At 39.8% G+C, this 19,234-nt stretch carries 12 protein-coding genes; 4 read left to right on the forward strand and 8 right to left on the reverse strand.

Translation table 11 applies throughout. From position 1 onward, the window contains the following. Positions 1 to 48: 48 nt before the first annotated feature. The 3 genes from ACHFIZ_RS04815 to ACHFIZ_RS04825 all read left to right on the forward strand — a co-directional run bounded on the left by ACHFIZ_RS04815 (position 49) and on the right by ACHFIZ_RS04825 (position 4,683). Positions 49 to 648, forward strand: coding sequence for an RNA polymerase sigma-70 factor (locus ACHFIZ_RS04815; protein WP_410883391.1), 600 nt, complete (start codon positions 49 to 51; stop codon positions 646 to 648). Between the two features lie 62 nt (positions 649 to 710). After that, a complete protein-coding gene (locus ACHFIZ_RS04820) occupies positions 711 to 1,697 on the forward strand; it encodes a FecR domain-containing protein (RefSeq protein WP_410883393.1) in 987 nt (328 codons plus the stop codon). A 178-nt stretch (positions 1,698 to 1,875) separates the two neighbouring features. Further along, a complete protein-coding gene (locus ACHFIZ_RS04825; RefSeq protein ID WP_410883395.1) occupies positions 1,876 to 4,683 on the forward strand; it encodes a TonB-dependent receptor domain-containing protein in 2,808 nt (935 codons plus the stop codon). Between the two features lie 908 nt (positions 4,684 to 5,591). Here ACHFIZ_RS04825 and ACHFIZ_RS04830 read toward each other — a convergent pair. From ACHFIZ_RS04830 to ACHFIZ_RS04860, 7 genes are all read right to left on the reverse strand, one after another. After that, positions 5,592 to 6,995: an FGGY-family carbohydrate kinase gene (locus ACHFIZ_RS04830; protein WP_410883397.1), complete on the reverse strand. Its 1,404-nt coding sequence runs from the start codon at positions 6,993 to 6,995 to the stop codon at positions 5,592 to 5,594. Between the two features lie 2 nt (positions 6,996 to 6,997). Further along, positions 6,998 to 8,272, reverse strand: coding sequence for a TIM barrel protein (locus tag ACHFIZ_RS04835; protein WP_410883399.1), 1,275 nt, complete (start codon positions 8,270 to 8,272; stop codon positions 6,998 to 7,000). Between the two features lie 10 nt (positions 8,273 to 8,282). Next, positions 8,283 to 10,403 carry a bifunctional aldolase/short-chain dehydrogenase gene (locus ACHFIZ_RS04840; protein ID WP_410883401.1) on the reverse strand — a complete coding sequence of 707 codons (2,121 nt, stop codon included), beginning with the start codon at positions 10,401 to 10,403 and terminating at the stop codon, positions 8,283 to 8,285. 12 nt (positions 10,404 to 10,415) lie between these two features. After that, on the reverse strand, positions 10,416 to 11,498 hold the full coding sequence (gene rhaT / locus ACHFIZ_RS04845) for an L-rhamnose/proton symporter RhaT (RefSeq protein WP_410883403.1): 1,083 nt from the start codon (positions 11,496 to 11,498) through the stop codon (positions 10,416 to 10,418). 106 nt (positions 11,499 to 11,604) lie between these two features. Further along, positions 11,605 to 12,636 (reverse strand): transcriptional regulator, encoded by a 1,032-nt coding sequence (locus ACHFIZ_RS04850; protein ID WP_410883405.1) that lies wholly within the window; start codon positions 12,634 to 12,636, stop codon positions 11,605 to 11,607. Position 12,637: 1 nt separating this feature from the next. After that, the gene (locus tag ACHFIZ_RS04855) at positions 12,638 to 15,319 is read right to left on the reverse strand and encodes a family 78 glycoside hydrolase catalytic domain (RefSeq protein ID WP_410883407.1); all 2,682 of its coding nucleotides are present in this window, start codon (positions 15,317 to 15,319) and stop codon (positions 12,638 to 12,640) included. Between the two features lie 35 nt (positions 15,320 to 15,354). Then, positions 15,355 to 18,006 carry a family 78 glycoside hydrolase catalytic domain gene (locus tag ACHFIZ_RS04860; protein WP_410883409.1) on the reverse strand — a complete coding sequence of 884 codons (2,652 nt, stop codon included), beginning with the start codon at positions 18,004 to 18,006 and terminating at the stop codon, positions 15,355 to 15,357. Between the two features lie 249 nt (positions 18,007 to 18,255). Between ACHFIZ_RS04860 and ACHFIZ_RS04865 the strand changes: the two genes are divergently transcribed. Beyond that, positions 18,256 to 18,759 (forward strand): DUF6265 family protein, encoded by a 504-nt coding sequence (locus tag ACHFIZ_RS04865; protein ID WP_410883411.1) that lies wholly within the window; start codon positions 18,256 to 18,258, stop codon positions 18,757 to 18,759. Positions 18,760 to 18,785: 26 nt separating this feature from the next. On the opposite strand, the gene ACHFIZ_RS04870 is transcribed toward ACHFIZ_RS04865, so the two are convergent. After that, positions 18,786 to 19,013, reverse strand: coding sequence for a hypothetical protein (locus tag ACHFIZ_RS04870; RefSeq protein WP_410883413.1), 228 nt, complete (start codon positions 19,011 to 19,013; stop codon positions 18,786 to 18,788). Positions 19,014 to 19,234 lie beyond the last annotated feature (221 nt).

A 19,234-nucleotide genomic window follows, 5' to 3' on the forward strand; every position in this document is an offset into this window, starting at 1 on the left:
TGAGGGTCATCTCCTGTAACTTACCCTCTATGACCAAGTCTGATAATTATGGCTGAATATCAATCTTTACATGATCAACAATTAATAGATCTTTTAAAAGAAGATGATGAGGCCGCCTTTACTGAAATTTATATTCGCTACGCAGAAAATCTTGTAGGTTTTGCCAGCTCGAAATTATACTGTCTTGAAGATGCGCATGACATCATTCATGACTTGTTTGTCACATTATGGGAAGAAAGGAAAACCCAGATAGTTCATCGGAAATTAGAAAGCTATTTATTTACATTAGTTAGGTATCGCATTATAGACAAAATCAGGAGAAATGTTACGCGAGAAGACTATGCAGGTATGATCTCTACGTTAAGCCAAAGCTACGATCCTGAAGTCGAGCGGCAGATCGCAACTAAAGAATTACAACAACAGGTAAATGTAGTACTTGAAGGGCTATCTCCACGGGTAAAAGAGGTTTATAAATTAAGCCGAGAGGAGCATTTGACTATTAAAGAAATTGCGGGTAAGTTGGAAGTATCAGAGCAAACCGTAAAAAACCAGTTAACTGTTGCTTTAAAACACTTGCGTCAGTCACTAACATACATACTTGTTTGGGCTTTATACTTAGGTGGCTATTCTAGCTCCCACCTTTATTAAAAAAAAATCTTTTCTTATAGTACCAAGCGCCGGTTCAAACGACTATTGTGAAATCCTGCACAATGAACCGTAATAAAGTAGAAGATTTACTTGATCGTTATTTAAAAAACAAAACCACTATTGACGAGAATGAACTCGTTGAACAGTGGTTACAAGAGAATGGAAATCCCGATTCAGAATGGCAGCAAATGAATCGTTCCGAGAAAGACAAATGGCTTTCCAATGTATTTGTAGATATAAAAAATACAGTAAAGGATAAAGAGGCCAAACTGGTAATTATGCGCCCACAAAGGCGCTTATGGTATAAGGTAGCTGGCATAGCGGCAACTTTGATCATAGTTTCTGGATTTTATTTGGCCTGGACACACTTAGACAAACAAGAAACATCCACAACATCAGCTTCGATATCAGTCATTGATCATCATGAAAAACAGCTTACTCTACCAGATGGGAGCAAAGTCTGGCTAAATTCTGGAGCGGAACTAAAGACTTCAAAGGCCTTTAATGGTAGCATCAGGGAAGTCTATCTTTCCGGGGAAGCCTATTTTGATATTGCACATAATGCTGCGAAACCATTTATAATCCATACGGGCGATATAGTCACCACTGTATTAGGTACAGCCTTTAACATTAAAGAAGATAAAAGCAAACATACTATTGAAGTTACTGTAGCACGTGGTAAGGTAAGTGTTGCCGATGGCACTAAAATGCTTGGTATACTCACCCCTAACCAGCAGATAAGCTTCGATACCCAAAATAGTAAAGCAGTTCGATCCACCGTGGATTCTCGTACGGTAGCAGCCTGGCAGTACAACGACATTCATTTTGATGATATCAGGTTGGCTGACGCAGTGTTAGAGCTAGAATATCGTTTCAAAGTAAAGATCAATTTCAGGAACGAAAAACTTAAAGATTGTCGCTTTACAGGTACAGCATTAAAGGGAGAAAAACTGAATAAAATATTAAATGTTATTTGCGCTTTTAACAATGCCACTTTCGAGACTATGCCAGATGGAACTATCATGATCGACGGCCCTGGTTGTAAATGATAGCAATATTATTATGGAACAAGACTTAGGAATATGACGTAGAGAAATTTTAAACCTGTTTCTATCTTGACAGGATAAACATAGAAATAAAGCCTGTAAACCGACGGCAATCGGCTTACAAGCTTCCCGGAGACCGGGGTTTTAAATCATTGGGTAATCACTTAAAACAGTTAAAAATATGAATATTTCTGCAGAGAAGCGGGAACCGAGAGTATTTTATGCTTCAATCGGTCACAAACTATTTAATTCATTGTTAATCCACCAGTTAATGCGCGTAAGCGGAATTGTAACTATCTTATTAATAACCACTTTTCAGGTACTAATGGCCACTCCGGGTAAAGGGCAAAGTATGGCTACTGAGGAAGTAACCATCGGACTAAAACAAGAGAGTCTGGCAAGTTGCCTTAGACAAATCGAAGAACAAACTTCCTTACGGTTTTATTATAGAAAGTCGGATATTAAATCATTTGACAATTTGAATCTTCCAATTGGTAGAAGAACCGTGCAGGAGACGCTCACGGAGTTGTTGCAAAATACCTTTTTTTCTTTTAGACAGATTGATGGTAACATTTTGTTGAAAAGAGAAAATCAGCAAATTAGTTATGAAATCAATGGACGCTTATTAGACAACGGGCGTCAGCCTGTGATATTTGCAAATGTCAGTATTATGCGAAATAGTTCTGATAAAATCTCCCAATTTACGCAGACTGATACTAGCGGTTATTTTAAATTAGTTGTTCATGAAAGAGGCGATTATTTAATTAATATTTCCCAGATCGGGATGGATAGTTTATCCGTGGCGCTCACATTAGGCGATTTGAAAATCGTTAAGTTGCCTGATATTTTGCTTTTTACGTCATCAAAGCAGTTAAAGGTAGTGGCTATCGTTGGTAAGAAGCCCTTTATCGAGCAGCGAATAGATAGAACGGTTTTAAATGTAGAAAATAGTATCCTGGCAAGTGGAAAGACGGCATTGGATGTATTGTCAATTGCCCCAGGGGTTATCGTAGATAATCAAAATGTTAATATAAGACTTAACGACAAATCCGGAGTAATGGTAATGATTAACGGAAGAAGAAACATTCTATCCGCGGCTGATCTAGCCAATATGTTGCGTAATATGAGCAGTGACCAAATTTCAAGCATTGAAATAATTACCAACCCATCTGCTAAATACGACGCATCAGGAACCGCTGGCATTATTGATATTAAATTGAAAAAGAATAAATTTTTTGGAACAAACGGAAGTGCTTCTGCAACAGTTAGCCAAGGCTTGGTGCCGTATGGACCAAAAGATTTAATACGGGAGTCGCTTAATTTAAATCTAAATCATAGGACAGATAAATTGAATATGTATATCAATTTAAACCCTAACAGCAATGCTGATTATTCCCAAACAACACTTCATAGAAATGTAGATTTGGGGGAAAGTCTTACCACTTTTGATGGATTTAATACCAATCCAATGAAAGGTACTGGCCTTTCAGTCCGCACTGGAATAGATTATTTAGCCTCTCCAAGAACCACCTACGGTGTCTTATTTGAAGGAGAAGCAAACAACGAAAAAATAAACGGTGATAGTAAAACAATCATAAACGAAATAAATTCAGGCATCGAAACACAAAATTCTTTATTTCAAAACTCCAATACACAGAGCCCTAGACGGAACTTAACAACAAATTTTAATATAAAACACGATTTTGATGATAACGGTACTACACTGACTTTTGATGCTACGTATTCTGGCTATAGTAATGCCAAAGACCAAAATTTCAATACTAATTACATAGGTAACTTTGGTAATCTAACCGATAATACGGTGCATCGAAACGAAACCGATGTCAATATCAATATTTATACCGCTAAAGCAGACTTAACTGTTCCAGTTTCTGAAAGCCTTAAGTTAGAAGGTGGTTTAAAAAGTGATTATGTTCAAACAAAGAATAATAGCCAATTTGACCAGCTTATCTCTGGCGCATGGGAGAATATTCCAACACAATCTAACTATTTTGTATATAAGGAGAATGTCAATGCGGCTTACGTAAGTTTAAATCAAAACTGGACAAACTGGGCAATACAGGCAGGATTACGGGCTGAGCAAACTTATTCCAACGGACAATCCTTGACAGATCAACAAACGTCAAAGAAACATTACTTATCCTTCTTTCCTTCAATTTTCATAAATCAAACTATAAATAAGGATAATTTTATAAGGTATTCTTATAGCAGGAGGATTGGCAGGCCTAATTACCAACAATTAAACCCTTTTATATTTTATATAGATAAGTATACAATCGATCAGGGAAACCCATTTCTTAATCCTCAATTTACTGACAGTTATCAGGTTAGTTATACTTACAAAAACAGTATAACTTCGTCCATCGGATACTCCCAAACTAAGGACGTAATTCTTCAGCTTACTGAGCAAAACGATTCTACTAAAGTTGTCAGCGCAATACAAGGTAATCTGGGCAGTTACAAAGGGTTCTACATTAATATATCTTTCCCTGTTACTGTTTGTCATTGGTGGTCTATGCAAAATCAATTCAGTGCTAACCATGATGCATATAGAGATAAGCTTTCGTCAAACACAGAGTTTAATAATAGCAAATTCAAATATTCTTTCAGTACTTATAACACATTTAAATTGTCGGATACCTGGAATGCCGAGTTAAGCTTTAATTTTATTTCTCCGCGCACTTTTGGAATTGAACGAGCTACAACGGCCAACTATAGTACTAATGCTGGCATTCAAAAGTCGCTTTTTGATAGGCGTGCAAGGTTAACTTTTAACGTAAGTGATATATTTCTCACCTCTCAATATACAGGTTTTGTCCAATATAAAAATGTGGATTTGTCCGTAATAAACAAATGGGCATCTAGAAGAGCATCACTAACATTTAGTTACAACTTTGGAAAACAAACTGTAAAATCACCAAGAGAAAGAAGCACAGGTGCAGAAACGTTAAAAAGCCGTAGTAATTAAGAGGTATTCTAAAAGTTTCATAACATTCAACTTCCATGATTTCCTAACCTAAATCATGGAAGCACTTCCTGTGCGAATTATCAAAAAAGGGTAGTTTTTCGAGAATACATAGATAAAAGGCAAAATACCGTTGAAGATTTGCTGCAATTTATTATTAAAGTTCATATATAAACTAACCGCTAATGAGAGTTTTAAAAATTACATAAAAACGAAGGTTTAAGTGTAAAACTAGAATTTATAAAAAATGAGGTTTCTTTAACGCCAATAGTTATTACACTAAACAGTTACAAATTACCAGTTACACAAAACCGGCTATTCCAGGACGTTTTATTGTAATGTTTAATCATACCTACATACAAACTTGATAACATATTATCCTACCTATTTCTGTATGGTAGCTTTTCTATAAACTTTGTTAACACCATCGGCGGTACTCTTAATGCCTACTTTGGTAATCTTTGACAAAGTGATCATTCCTAAAAGACTTATTCACTCTAATCATTTAGGGGGTATTCATGTGTTGTCAGCCTAGGCTGGAAAAAAGACCAAGAAACAACCGCATTGACACTTGCCGGTGCGAGCTGGGAAACATCTTTCTTTGCCAGACCAAATCATACCATTCAATTTGAAAAACTAGAATCCACCTCTCCAACTCGGAGGTAACTCTCAAAACTATATTCATTGTAAGTAAACTGATTACTCCAGCAGGCAAAGTAAAACTAAAGTACACTGTTGAAAATTCAGATTCTGCAACTCCGAAAATTCACATTCCAGGAAATTACAATAGTCCCTCTGATGCATTAGGGCTTGTGGTAAAGCAGACTTCACACTATGTAGCTGTTTCAAGTGATGGTTTTGCCTCAATTGGCTATTGACGCAACTAAAGCTTACTCGAAAATGGTGTTCAACTAGCCTTTTTGAGGTTGTAATAAAGAATAATATTTCAAGCCGATAATGTCGTTCGGCATTGGCTTGGTATTCCAGGACTTATGGATGGCAATGGCAGCTCCAATTGCTGTTGCCTGGGCCATATGGGCCGCAAAGACTTCTACTTTCGGGAATGCCCTTGCCAGTAGATTCATGAATATCACGTTCTTACTGAAGCCTCCATCTACAAATATCCGTTTCACCTTCGTCCCTTTCAACACCATTTGTGTCGAAACATATTGTGCATCTATCAGATCCAAAATGAGCTGGTGATAAGCGACGATATCTGAATCTATCTTTGAAAGGTCGCGGTCTCCAAAGGCGGATTCCTTAAGGGTTTTGCCAGCCTTTTGTTCCTTAGTAGTCTTTGTCGAGGACTCCAAAGTTTCTATGATCTTTGGATCATATGGAACTGCCCGATAACTGATGATATCGGTTCCATAATGCTCAGCAATTCTTTTCACCTGCTGTTCATGTTCATATCCTGCAAATAGCCTAGAAGCTTTAACAGGTTTACCCTGATATTGCAAGTAGCATAGGCAATCGTTTTGCAATTCCTCAGCTGTTAGTGGTGATGCATTGAAAGGATTCAGGCTAATGCACCATGTGCCTGTAGAAAGAAGAATAAAGGGCTCAGAGAAACTTACCAAATAGGGAATTAATGCTGCTGAGCTATCGTGAAATCCAGCTCCAACAGTGTAATTATTGCCTGGAAAGACAGCCGGCATCACACTATCTGAGGGCACAATAGGAGCTAGTTTGGCCGTAATACCCTCTTTCTCCACCCATTCGTGATAAGTGTTTTTAGTAAAATCCCAAAGATTAGTGTGACAACCAATACTAGTGATGTCAGAATAAGCCTCACCAGAAATCAGGTAGCTCAGATACTGTGGTAAATGCAGCGCATACTTAATCTTTTTAAAGATCTCCGGTTTTTCGTGCTTGAACCTATACAACTGCATTCCAGAATTTAAACTACCTAATACAGGTGAAGCAGTTAGGTTACTGAATACTTCTTCCCCACCGTAATCAGCATAGAATTTTGCTTTCAAATCTTCCGGATAATCCTTCAAATAGTTGTATAGGGGAGCCAATGGCCTCCCATCTTCATCAATGTATACAAAGCTTGCTCCATAGGTAGCAAAATTTATAGACTTCACGTCGAAAGCAGGATTCTTAAACACCTCACGCAAGGAATCAAAAATGGAGAGCCTTAAGCTCTCCAAATTCTCACATGGGTCTCCATCTTCGTCTTCAGTTTCTGTAAACCTGGCACTTCTTTCGAAGACAATCTTATAATTCTCGTCAAATAAAAACAGCTTCTTATTGGTTTTACCCACATCAAAAACTGCAACTACTGGTATCGCATCACGGTTTAATGTCATTCTTATAGTCCTGTAGCAACAGTTTTGGCACCACGGTTTTTAATCAGTTCTTCCCTAACTTTGTTTTGTCTGTAAACCCCTAGAGGGTCAAGCGCTGCACCAGCTCGGAGACGTGCTTCTGCTACAAGCGGACGAACATCTGTTCTAAAAGCCTGCTGTAAAATCTCCTGACAACGAACAACATCACTGATCGCCTGCGCTACAATTAAAGCTTCCCTATCCACAGAGAGTGCCTGAGCATAAGCAATCATAATGGCTTCTACTGATTGTAAAAGATCTTCTAATGGATCCTTTACGTTGTGCGAAGCATCAATCATCCAGCCCAGATCATCTTTATGGTTCATTCCGCGCGTATCCATACCTTCTACCAGTTCATTAAAAATCAGGAACAATTGGTAAGGCTTCATGCTTCCGGCAGTCAAATCGTCATCTCCATATTTTGAATCGTTAAAGTGGAAACCGCCCAATTTTTCTTCCATCAGCAATAAGGAAACGATCTGCTCAATGTTCGCGTTTGGCAAATGATGACCAAGATCTACCAAGGTATAAGCCTGCGAACCCAATTTACTGGTGTATAGCAATGATTGTCCCCAGTCTCCTACCGTAGTGGAATAAAAATTAGGTTCAAATGCTTTATATTCAACAAAAACCTTCCAATCAGCTGGTAAAGCCGCATAAATCTCTCTCAAACTTTCCAATGTGTTTTGGAAAGCTTTTCTAAAGTTCAGTTGACCGGGAAAGCAGGATCCATCAGATAACCATACGGTTAATGCTTTCGATCCCAATTCAACTCCTTGTCTGATCACCTCAATATTATGGTCAATTGCTTGTTGTCTAACGGCTTTATCGACGTGTTGCAGTGATCCAAACTTATAGCTTAATTCCTGATCTGTCTGATCCTGAAAAGTATTCGAGTTCATGGCATCAAAACGCAAACCATGCTGCGCTGCTAAGGCTTTAATTGCAGCAGGATTGTCTGCTGTATCCCATGGAATATGCAGAGAGATTGCTCCACTTGCCCCATTTAGCTTGTGAAGAAGACCGATGTCCTCGATCTTTTCCTCGATATTCCTTGGTTCTCCACCAGAAGAGAAACGGCCAAATCTGGTTCCTCCGGTTCCTAAAGCCCAGCTGGGAATAGCAATTTGAAAATCTACTAACTTATCAATGATAGCTGAAGATTCTGGGATTTCTGAACTAATAAATTCTAATTTGCGCTGATGAGCAGCTACAAGGTCTGAATTGTTTGATTCTATATGATAATTTTCTAGTTTCATAAGTTCAATTTTAGCGTACAAATGCTGTGGCAACACCGCCATCAACATTTAAAACATTTCCTGTTGATTTATTTAATAGACCTCCAGTTATCGCAAAACATGCATTTGCAATATCTTCAGGTAGAATAACCTCATTTAATAGCGTACGTTTTGCATAAAAACCAGGCAGCTCTGCTACGGTAATCCCATATGCTTTTGCCCTTCCCTCTGCCCAGTCTCCAGCCCAGATTTTACTGTCTGAAATCACAGCATCAGGATTCACCACGTTTACTCTGATTCTATCAGCGCCAAGCTCAGCTGCATTTAATCTGCTTAAATGCAATTGTGCCGCCTTCGCCGATCCATAACCCGCATTATTTGGTCCGGATACCAAGGCATTTTTGCTAACGATATTGATCACATCGCCACCAATATCTTGTTTTCTCATCACATTAACCCCTGCCTGTGTGATAAAGAATTGCCCTTTCACCAACACATCATAAAGGATGTCCCAATCTTTCTCTGTATGTTCTTCAATAGGTTTCGATATAGACAGACCAGCACAGTTTACTACAATATCCACCCCACCAAAAGAAAGAGCAGCAACATCAAAAGCATCACGAATCTGTTCTCCATTTGTTACATCAAGTAAGGCAGTGGTAAAACTATCTTTGGAATAAGCAGTTCCAAACCATGAATCTGCCTCAGACAATCGCCCTTCATCATTGTCGTTCACCACAACAACTGCACCCTCATCGATAAATTTCTTTGCGATTGCCTTACCTATGCCGCCAGCGCTACCTGTTACCAAGGCAATCCTTCCGGATAAAGCTTTTGGTTTAGGCATACGTTGTAATTTCGCTTCCTCTAACAACCAGTATTCAATGTTAAAGGCTTCCTGACGAGGTAAAGAAGTGTAGGAAGAAATAGCTTCTGCACCCTTCATCACGTTGATCGCATTGATATAAAACTCTGCTGCAACCCTTGCAGTCTGCTTGTCTTTCGAGAAAGAAAACATCCCTACACCGGGATATAGAATAATTACCGGATTAGTGTCTCTGATTGCCGGACTATTCTCATGCTTACATGTCTCGTAGTACGAAGTGTACATTCCTCTGTACGTTTCAAATTCGGGAAGTAACTTAACTTTTAAGGCATCGACATCACTTAAATCTTCCGAAGGATCAAGCTTCAACACTAATGGGCTGATCTTGGTTCTCAGGAAGTGATCCGGACAACTTGTCCCCAATGGCGCTAAGGTATCAAGATCATTAGAATTGATAAATTCCAATACCCGACTATCATCAGTAAAATGTCCAATCATGTGGTTTTTACTCGAGCACAAGCCTCTCAATACAGGAGCCAAAGCAGCTGCTTGTTTAATTCTGTCTGCTTCCGCTAAACTTATTATTTTTTGTCCCCCAAATACAGGTCCTTTTTTACCGTAGTTTTCCACCAGATATGCTGCGCATTTCTCAACTACCTCAAGCGTATTAATATAACTTTCATAAGCGGTGTTACCCCAGGTAAATAAACCATGAGACCCAAGCATAATGCCTTTGATCCCTGGGTTCTCATCCAAACATTGTCTCAGCTGTAAACCCAGATCAAAACCTGGTTTCTGCCATTCCACCCAACCAATCTCTCCATTAAATAGTTTAGCAGTGATTTCCTTGCCATCTTTTGCCGCAGCGATTGCGATTGCTGCATCTGGATGTAAATGATCTATATGATCGAAGGGTAAAAAGCCATGTAACGCAGTGTCAATAGAAGGTGCTTTAGAACTAAGATCGTAGATACAATGATTAAAAAGTTCCACCATTTCATCCTCATACTCCAATCCGCGGTATATATTCTTCAAGCTTTCCAGCCGGTCGACATACAAAGCTGCCAGTCCACTTTTCTTCAAGGTACCAATATCTCCACCAGACCCCTTTACCCACATTACGCGGGTTTCTTCTCCAGTTAAAGGATGTTTGGTCATGGCCTTGCAGGATGTATTTCCTCCCCCATAGTTAGTCAAACGCAAATCCGCTCCCAATAAATTGGATCGGTAGATCAACAATGCAACTTCATCTCCTGCTATTTCAGCAGCTTTTGCATCGTCCCATAAATAACTTACATGTTTAAAGTCAGTCGTTCTAACAGTCATAATTTGTATATATTATATCTTTAATGAATTACCGTAGCCCACAATCAGGACGGATAGGATGATGATCCCAATGCCAACTATAACGGTAATAAATGTTTTTCTCTGCACGCCACTCCACTCTTTCAATACCAAGCCCCAGGCATTGGCAACCAGAATAATAAATGCCATGTGCAAAATCCATGAACTAGCTCCGTTACCCAGTTTACTTTCGCCCATTCCATAAAAGAAGAACTGTAAAAACCAGGTAGTACCAGCTAAGGCAGAGAAGATGTAATTCTTAAGAAGAGGTGTCTTATTATTGGTATAATCTCCAAATGTTTTATTGCGGAAGTTTAATAGCATACACCAAAAGAAGTTGGTCGTCAATCCACCCCATAAAATAACGATATAAGTTACGTTGTTTTGAAAAAGGAACTCTCCCTGTGCTGGATGAAGGACTTTCCAGGATTCGTTTGCCGTCTCTGCCATTACTTTTCCAGCATCAATACCAAAAGCAAAACAGGCACTTAATACCCCCGAGACAATCGAAACAATCAGGCCAATGCCAAGTTTATATTCCTTATTTGAAGGATCTGCTTTACCCGATGCAATCAGGTCTTTCTCTTTCATTCCTCCAGCCTTGCCACACACAATGATACCGACCACGCAGACTACCAGGCCGGCTAACACCAATTGGCCCCAAGGGCTACCAATCATGTCATTGAAACTATCTTTACCCGCTTTAGGATTAAAATTATAATAGATTGATGGTATAATAGCGCCAAAAACAGAACACAAACCAAGGATAATTGAACTACCAAGTGATACACCAAGATAGCGCACACCCAGGCCGTAAGTCAGACCTCCTATTCCCCAAAGTAAACCAAAAAAGTAAGTGAGCAATAAGATCTGGCCATTTGTTGCCTTGATGATATCCATAAACCCAGGAATGGTCAGGTAAGCTGCTATTGGCGGAACAATTAACCAGGAGGCTAATCCACCTACGATCCAATAGCTCTCCCAGGCCCAGCCTTTGACTTTCTTATAAGGAATGTAGAAACTACCGGAAGCGAAGCCTCCTATAAAATGAAATATTACTCCGAAGATTACTGGCATACTGTTAAGTTTATAAATTGGTTAGAAATATATATTACTAAATTAAAGGAATGGTTCTGCTGAACCGTCCTGTACTATCATGAAACAGGCAATTCGCGCATTTTTGTTATAGTGAAGCGCGCTTAATGTAATAAAAAGGAACCTCAATATGTCTCTTCGAGTTATCAAGGATCAAATCTGCCGCTACCGTACCCATAAACCTGAAGTCCGTAGAGATAGTGGTGATCCCGTTTAGTAAGATTTTTTTTAAAGGTGTCTCGTTATAGGAAATCACCCCTATGTCTTTTCCAATCTGAAAGTTAAGACTAATCAAGCGTTCCAGCAAGATCACCAGGTCGGCCTCCATCAAATTGATAAACACCTCTCCTTCATTGATCGGCTCAGTGGTGATATTGCTTACCACATGGTGGGAAAAGGCATATTGCTGACAAAAACGATGGAACCCGTCCAGAATCTCCTTCGGAAAATAACTTTTTTTCGGGAAGATGATCTTCAGCGTATGGTACTTACTCAACTCTTCCCTCGCCTGCTCCAATGCTTCATAGATATTTTTCTCGAAGTTTTCATAAGCGGCAGCATATTCTCCATCAACACCTGCTATTTTTTTATCCAATAGAATCAACTTCTCTTTAGGAATCTTATTAATGATATCTCTGGCATACTCTTCCCCTTCGATAAAGTGAGGAATGATCACGTAATGGGAATAATTCTCTTTCTTATTGGTCAGAAACCTTTTAAACAACCTGAAATCATTATTGTAAACATAGAAATCCACTGCTACCTCATCGCCCAATGCGGCTATGAAGGCATCGTAGACTATTTTTTTATGAGCACTCAATTTATTGAAGAGTAGAAATATTTTAAGTTTCTGCTTGAATTCCAGGTTTGAAATGTAATATCCCTTACCGGGTACAGAATTGATTACGCCAAGGTTCTTCAGGTACTTATAGCCTTTTTCCGCAGTATCCCTGGAAATCTCTAGCTTTACACTCAATTCATTTATTGATGGCAACAGATGTGCCTTATCCAACTTTCCTTCTTCGACAGCATTGATGATCGCGCTTCCAAGTTGCAAATACTTGGGAGTCGCAGAATATTCGTCAATGCTGATTAAATCAAAAAAGGGAACCTGCTTCATATTATTTGATTTCGTACAAGTACTGGCCAGCAGGAACGTTTACAATCGCTGTGCTCAACTTCCCTGCACTGTATGCTTTCTTACCGGAAGCTAATGGAAGATAAATGGTTGCAGAAGAGTTTGCAGGTACGGTAACCTTATAGATAACAGCATCCCCGTTGCGTTTCCAGGAAGAAATAATCTCACCATATGGGCCTGTATGTTTCGCTTCGAACTCGTTCAGTCCGACAACGAAATTAGGTTTCAATATCACGTTTTTAAATCCTGCAGCCTTTTCATCAGTTTTGATACCGCCAATACCTTTATACAACCAGGCACCGATATCACCAAACATAATGTGATTTAATGATATGTCACTCTTTGCGTCTATTCTCCAGTTTTCATAAAGTGTAGTTGCGCCATTCACAATCCACCATCCCCATGAAGGATAGGTTTCCTGAGCTGCCACTTTGTAGGCAAGATCTGAATAGCCGTTCTCACTTAATGCATGCAGTAAGGCCTTAGCACCAAGGATTCCGGCATCAGGATGGTTTTTGCTTTCGCCAACCTTCTTCGCAAGATTTGCGGCAACTTTGGTCTTCAGGTTCTCAGGCACCAAATCGGCATACAAAGGCATAGCAAATTCCGCTTGCAAACCCCCTCCGTACATTCCTGTCGAAGTATTTAAATACTTAGTATTGAAGGCAGTTTTTATTTTAAGCGCAAAAGCAGCGTACTTGTTAAAATCTTCTGTCTTGTTCAAAAGCTTAGCTGTTTTTGACAAGATCACGGCGTCAACGTAATAAAATACGGATGAGGTAAACTCCACAGGAGGCTTTGTACTCACTGGAACCCAATCCCCCAGCCCCCAGGTTGTTAAACCCGATGGACTAATATCTCCAATATGGTCAACATACCTCTTGATGTTGTCGTAGTTGTTTCTTAAAATTCTATCGTCGCCATAATACAAATAAACGTTCCATGGAATAATCGCAATCGTACTGGTCCAGTCTGGTCCATTGCCCCATTCGTAGCCCCAGCCGTCTGTTGGAATAATCGAAGGCAAAATGCCGTTAGGCTGTTGCTCATCCCGGTGATCGGCCAACCATTTTTCATAAATAGTAATGCCATCAAAATTCATTAACCCGGTTTCTACCGCAATATGCGCATCACCAGTCCAACCATTCTTCTCACGCTGCGGACAATCCGTAGGATAACCAAAGAAGTTAGATAGGTAAGAATTGTTGGTGGCAAACCAGATCTTGTCTAACGTTGGGTTAGAGGATTTGATTTCTCCTACCGGAGGAACATCGCTATGCATAAAAAAGCCTACTAAACTACCTTTAGTCAATAAGATTGGCTTGCTGCTGGTTACTTCAACGTACTGAAATCCTTTGTAGTTAAAGTGTGGCGTAAAGCTTTCCTCACCTCTTCCGCTCAAGGTTAAGACATCAGTTTGAAAAGGATCCGTATTGTCTGTTGGACGATAATGTTGATCAATGTTAGACATATCTGCTCTACCGTTAGCATACAGACGCTCGGTATGTTTCAGTTTGACAACAGTACCAGCCTCAGCACTCAAACTGATCTGGCTCACTCCCGAAATGTTTCTTCCCAGGTCAAATACATAGGTGGTATCATTTACTTTAGTTAATGATTTTGCTGTTATTTTCTCTACGTTTCTTATTGGATGTAGTTGTTGTGAAACAATATTATCTGAAGGTGCACTTCTAAAGGTGCTATTGCCCCATTTGGCATCATCAAAATTTGCTACGTTCCAGCCCAATTGCTCTAACCTCGCATCGTAATGTTCGGCGGTATATATGCTGTTGAAAGTAACGGGGCTCAAAGAGGTTTTCCACTCTCTTCCTGAGGTTACGGTTTCCACTGTGCCATCCGCATATGTGATTCTTAAATCGAGACAAAAGGTTGGTCTGTTCCTCCATGGTGCTTTATGGAAATCCCATACTGCAGTAGATTGGTGGTTGTACCAGCCATTTCCCAATAGTACACCTACAGCATTTTTTCCGTTCTGTAGTTGGGATGTCACATCATAGGTAACATATAATGTACGTCTGTCGAAACGTGTGTACATTGGATCCATTCGATGGTTTCCAACCTTTTTACCATTAAGATACAGCTCATACAAACCACCGCAAGCGATGTAAGCTCTTGCAGATTTGATTTTTTTTTCTGCAGAAAATACCTTTCTGAAATAAGGCGCGGGTTTAACTTCAATTCCATTATTGTCCGTGATCCATGAACCCTTCCAGTTAGTCATCGACATCAACCCAGTCTCAAAACTAGAAACCGCTGTTGAAGAGTTAGTAAGTCCATCTTTGCCCCAGATCTCCAGCAACCAATAATATTTAGTATAAGGCTCTAAAAGTTTGCCTTTGTAAACAACAAGGCTATTGGCAGATAGTAGTTTGCCCGAATCCCAGGACAAGCCTTTTTTCTTCACTACCTCCAAGGAGTCCTTACCTACATAAACTCTGTAAGCCAATTGTTTTGCACCTTGACGCACATCCTTCATCATCCAGGATAAACGCGGACTAGCAACATCTATTCCTAAAGGGGAAACCAGATGCTCAGTTTGCAGATCAATAGGTTCAGTTTGCGCCCGGCCGTATGCCTGTGCAGAAAAAGCAACACCAGCAAATAGCAGCAAAGCATTTAAGGTTTTCTGTAAATTAGGTTTCATCTTGTGTATTCGGGTGTTATACAATGTTAAGGTATTTAGTACTTATATTCAAAGTGATAATTGCCAGAACCGATCTCCTCCTTTTTACCACTTTTTGGTAGCACGACCGTTGCTTTTGCGTTTGCAGGAACGGTGACATCTAATTTGAATAGCCCATCGACAAGTGTCCATGATGATTTAACCATTCCGTAGGAAGTATTAAGCTCAGCAGATGCACTTGTAAGTTTTCCTCCAGGGATAGGCTTAATCAGTATTTCTTTATAACCAGGCGAAGAAGGGACCACATTGATCCCCGCTACGTTTTTATACATCCAGTCTCCTATCGCACCATAAGCGTAATGATTGAAAGAATTCATGTCTGGCGTCTGGAAACTTCCATCAGGCTTAATGCCATCCCATCTTTCCCAAATCGTTGTTGCTCCCATTTTTACAGGATACAACCATGACGGATAACTTTCTTGCATTAAAAGGTCATAGGCAACATCTTCATGACCAAATCTGCTGAGCACATGGCATAAATAAGGCGTCCCCAAGAAACCGGTAGTCAGGTGGTTACCATAGTCCCTCACATTGGCAACCAAACGATCTGAAGCCTGCTGCCTTAAGTTATCCGGAAGCATATCAAACTGCAATGCCAGAACATACGCAGTCTGCGTATTGGATACCAATTTTCCATTGGGAGTCATGTATTCCTTAACATAAGCAGACTTAATATCTTGCAATAGGTTACTGTACTTTTCAACATCCTCTTTCTTACCCAAAACGTTGGCTGCATTTATCAATAACTGTGTCGAATGTGCATAGAATGTTTGAGCAATCATGTACTTGTCGGTCACAGCTGACCGACCGTCATTGTCATCGTTTGGACGGTAAAACAACCAGTCTCCGAAATGGAAGCCTGAATTCCATAGATTGTTCTTAGCCCGTGACGAGATAAAACCGACCCATTTCTGCATGCTTTCATATTGAACTTCCAAGATTCTTTTGTCTCCATAAGATACGTACATCTCCCATGGAATTATGGTGCCCACGTCTGCCCATCCGGCAGCACCACTCTGACCGTCGTCTATAACATTTGGTACTACATGAGGAATAGCCCCGGTTGGCGTTTGGTCAGCTTTAACATCTTTAAGCCATTTAGTGAAAAATCCAGATACATCCATGTTATAAGCCGCCGTTGCTGCGAATGCCTGAGCATCACCAGTCCATCCTAAGCGCTCATCACGCTGCGGACAATCGGTAGGCACATCTACGAAATTACCTTTTTGTCCCCATTGGATGTTATGTTGTAATTGGTTCAACAAAGCGTTAGAAGTACTGAATTTACCTGTCGCTTCCATATCAGAATACAATGCAACGCCAGTTAAGTCTTCAAGCTTTAATTCGCCTGGATAACCATCAACTCTTACATATCTGAATCCTTGGAAAGTAAAGTGTGGCTCAAAAACCTGCTCTTCATTGCCACTTAAAATATAGTGATCCTGCGCTTTCGCCGAACGAAGGTTTTCCTGATAAAAATTTCCAGCCTTGTCTAGAACTTCGGTATGACTCAACGTAATTTTTGTACCTGCCGGGCCTTTTGCCTTTAACATCACCCAACCCACCATGTTTTGTCCGAAGTCAACGACAGTTTCTCCTTGCGGCGTTTTAAAGATCTTCAGCGCTTTAAAGGTTTCATGTTTCTTAACCAAGGGTCCACTCATACCCACCAATTGTTCTGTGCCTTTCTCTATGACCCTAACTGCTTTCCAGGAAGCATCTTCCTGATAACCAGTAACGGTCCAGCCCTTCTTCTCACGTCGGGCATCATAAGTCTCTCCGTCATAAACGTCAGAGGCCAAGATCGGTCCGTTGCTGCTTTTCCAACTTCCATCACTATTGATAGTTTCTCTGGTTCCATCTGTATATTCCACTTCCAGCTGAAGCAATAGCGCCCTGGTGTCTCCATAGAAATTATGCTGACCACCAAAACCGATCCTGCCTTTATACCATCCATCTCCTAAAGTAACGCCAATTACATTCTCTCCTTTCTTGAGGGAGCTAGTCACATCATAAACCTGATACTGTAAATGCTTCCTGTAACTGGTCCATCCCGGTGCGAAATAATAGTCGCTCACACGTTTACCGTTAATATTGGCCTCGTACAGACCTTTGGCAGTTATATAAATCATGGCCGACCGGATAGCTTTCGATAATGAAAGCTCTTTTCTAAACAGCGGACTAATCTTCGAAGTATCTTTACCTTCAACAGTAATCCATTTAGCAGTCCAATCTGCGGATTTTAAACCCGTTTGAAAATGTTGTACTGCCGACCAAGGAGAGGTATTGCCATGGTTATCTTTTATGCGCACTTGCCAGAAGTATTTTGTTTTAGAACCTAGTTCAGGTCCGGAGTAAGGGACCAATACAGACTGGTCGACACCCTTATTAGTAGACCAAAAAGGTTTATTCCCGATGGTAGCTTTTTTACCTAATTTGATTTCATAATTAGTTTGTAGCGTATTTTTTACTCCAGAATTGATTTTCCAGCTAAAACGAGGCATTGGATTGTCAATATTGAGTGGATTTACCATGTGCTCCACCTTTAAATCGTAGAGAGAGAGCTTTTGCGCAACTGCGTTGCCTGGAAGATTGCACAATAAGATTACGCTCATTAAGGTTACGAGCCTGTTTAGCTGCTGGTTCATAATTGGTTAGGCTTTAAAATAATTGAATTTTTAACTTTACTAGTATCCATAAAATTTTCGACAAAGCCATCATGCACTGTCCTGAGATTTGTTCCTCGAACATAGAATTGGTTGAAAGAATTTTATATCAGATAGACCCTCCAACCCTAAGCAAATGTCATGTCCTGACAAACAAAAAGTATTTGAAAAAATGCGCAATTTTTCAAGGGATTTTGTATATTGACCTAGAACCAATTATAATTTAATGTCATGAAATACCTTATAACTTTTTCTATCGTACTCGTTACCTGTTTCAACCTAAAGTCATATGCCCAAACCGATGTAAAAACGGGATCAGTCGCCGACGTAAGCTTCATCGAAGGTCATTGGAAGGCAAAAACGACAGACGGACAATCGATAGATGGTGTATGGCTCGCTCCGGAAAACGGTAATATACTTGGTTTTATGCGATTTATGAAAGACGGAAAAGCTGCACTCTATGAGATGCTGGCTTATGAACGACAAGAAAAAGGATTTGTATCTCTTGTAAAACACTTTCAACCTGGCTTGATAGGTTCTGAGGAAAAAGATAAGCAAGACCGATATGCTTTTGTCGAATCAAGTAAAGACCGTGCAGTATTCCAGAAAGAGGGTGAAGAATTACGCATACTTTACGAAAAACGAAGTACAAATCAATTCGTTATCGCAAGAGGCAACCTTCAGGAAGGTAAATGGATTTTTAAAGATCTTTTTATTTTTAATAAAGTCAAGTAACCCAGTCTGTTTGTGAATCGACATTATTAACGGGAACCAGCTACGATTTCTTTATTATCTCCATCCTTCTTTCCTTCACGCATTTCTTTAATACTAATATCCGAATCAATATTATGTGCACGTTCATCTTCTTCCCCCTTTAATTCTTCGCTATCTTCCTGATGTCCTAAAAACCCAGGATCTATATCTGAATTCTCAAACTTAGTATCATCCTTGATAGGCTCTTTTGAGTTATTTATATTCTTGGTTTCCATAACAAATCTTTTTAATTGCTTTATTAACAGTTGGCCACGGTTAAGGTTTCAATTATAATATATCCTGGAATTTATTTTAGCTTTTGTATCTACCAATTGTATATCCTCCATGCAAAGCTGCCAAAGTAAGGAAGGAGGATGTTATTGAGGAGGGTTTACATAAAGTCTGATGTTGTAAAAAAAAGGGGGAACCGATGCCTAAACATAGTACTACAACGATG

This window comes from Pedobacter sp. JCM 36344, assembly GCF_046546555.1.
GTDB lineage: Bacteria > Bacteroidota > Bacteroidia > Sphingobacteriales > Sphingobacteriaceae > Pedobacter.

Bases quoted from the DNA above. Each gene is read 5' to 3' on its own strand.
- ACHFIZ_RS04815 (WP_410883391.1), top strand. From the start codon at position 49: ATGGCTGAATATCAATCTTTACATGATCAACAATTAATAGATCTTTTA.
- ACHFIZ_RS04860 (WP_410883409.1), bottom strand. From the start codon at position 18,006: ATGAACCAGCAGCTAAACAGGCTCGTAACCTTAATGAGCGTAATCTTA.
- ACHFIZ_RS04825 (WP_410883395.1), top strand. From the start codon at position 1,876: ATGAATATTTCTGCAGAGAAGCGGGAACCGAGAGTATTTTATGCTTCA.
- ACHFIZ_RS04850 (WP_410883405.1), bottom strand. From the start codon at position 12,636: ATGAAGCAGGTTCCCTTTTTTGATTTAATCAGCATTGACGAATATTCT.
- ACHFIZ_RS04870 (WP_410883413.1), bottom strand. From the start codon at position 19,013: ATGGAAACCAAGAATATAAATAACTCAAAAGAGCCTATCAAGGATGAT.
- ACHFIZ_RS04830 (WP_410883397.1), bottom strand. From the start codon at position 6,995: ATGACATTAAACCGTGATGCGATACCAGTAGTTGCAGTTTTTGATGTG.
- ACHFIZ_RS04865 (WP_410883411.1), top strand. From the start codon at position 18,256: ATGAAATACCTTATAACTTTTTCTATCGTACTCGTTACCTGTTTCAAC.
- ACHFIZ_RS04820 (WP_410883393.1), top strand. From the start codon at position 711: ATGAACCGTAATAAAGTAGAAGATTTACTTGATCGTTATTTAAAAAAC.
- rhaT (WP_410883403.1), bottom strand. From the start codon at position 11,498: ATGCCAGTAATCTTCGGAGTAATATTTCATTTTATAGGAGGCTTCGCT.
- ACHFIZ_RS04835 (WP_410883399.1), bottom strand. From the start codon at position 8,272: ATGAAACTAGAAAATTATCATATAGAATCAAACAATTCAGACCTTGTA.
- ACHFIZ_RS04840 (WP_410883401.1), bottom strand. From the start codon at position 10,403: ATGACTGTTAGAACGACTGACTTTAAACATGTAAGTTATTTATGGGAC.
- ACHFIZ_RS04855 (WP_410883407.1), bottom strand. From the start codon at position 15,319: ATGAAACCTAATTTACAGAAAACCTTAAATGCTTTGCTGCTATTTGCT.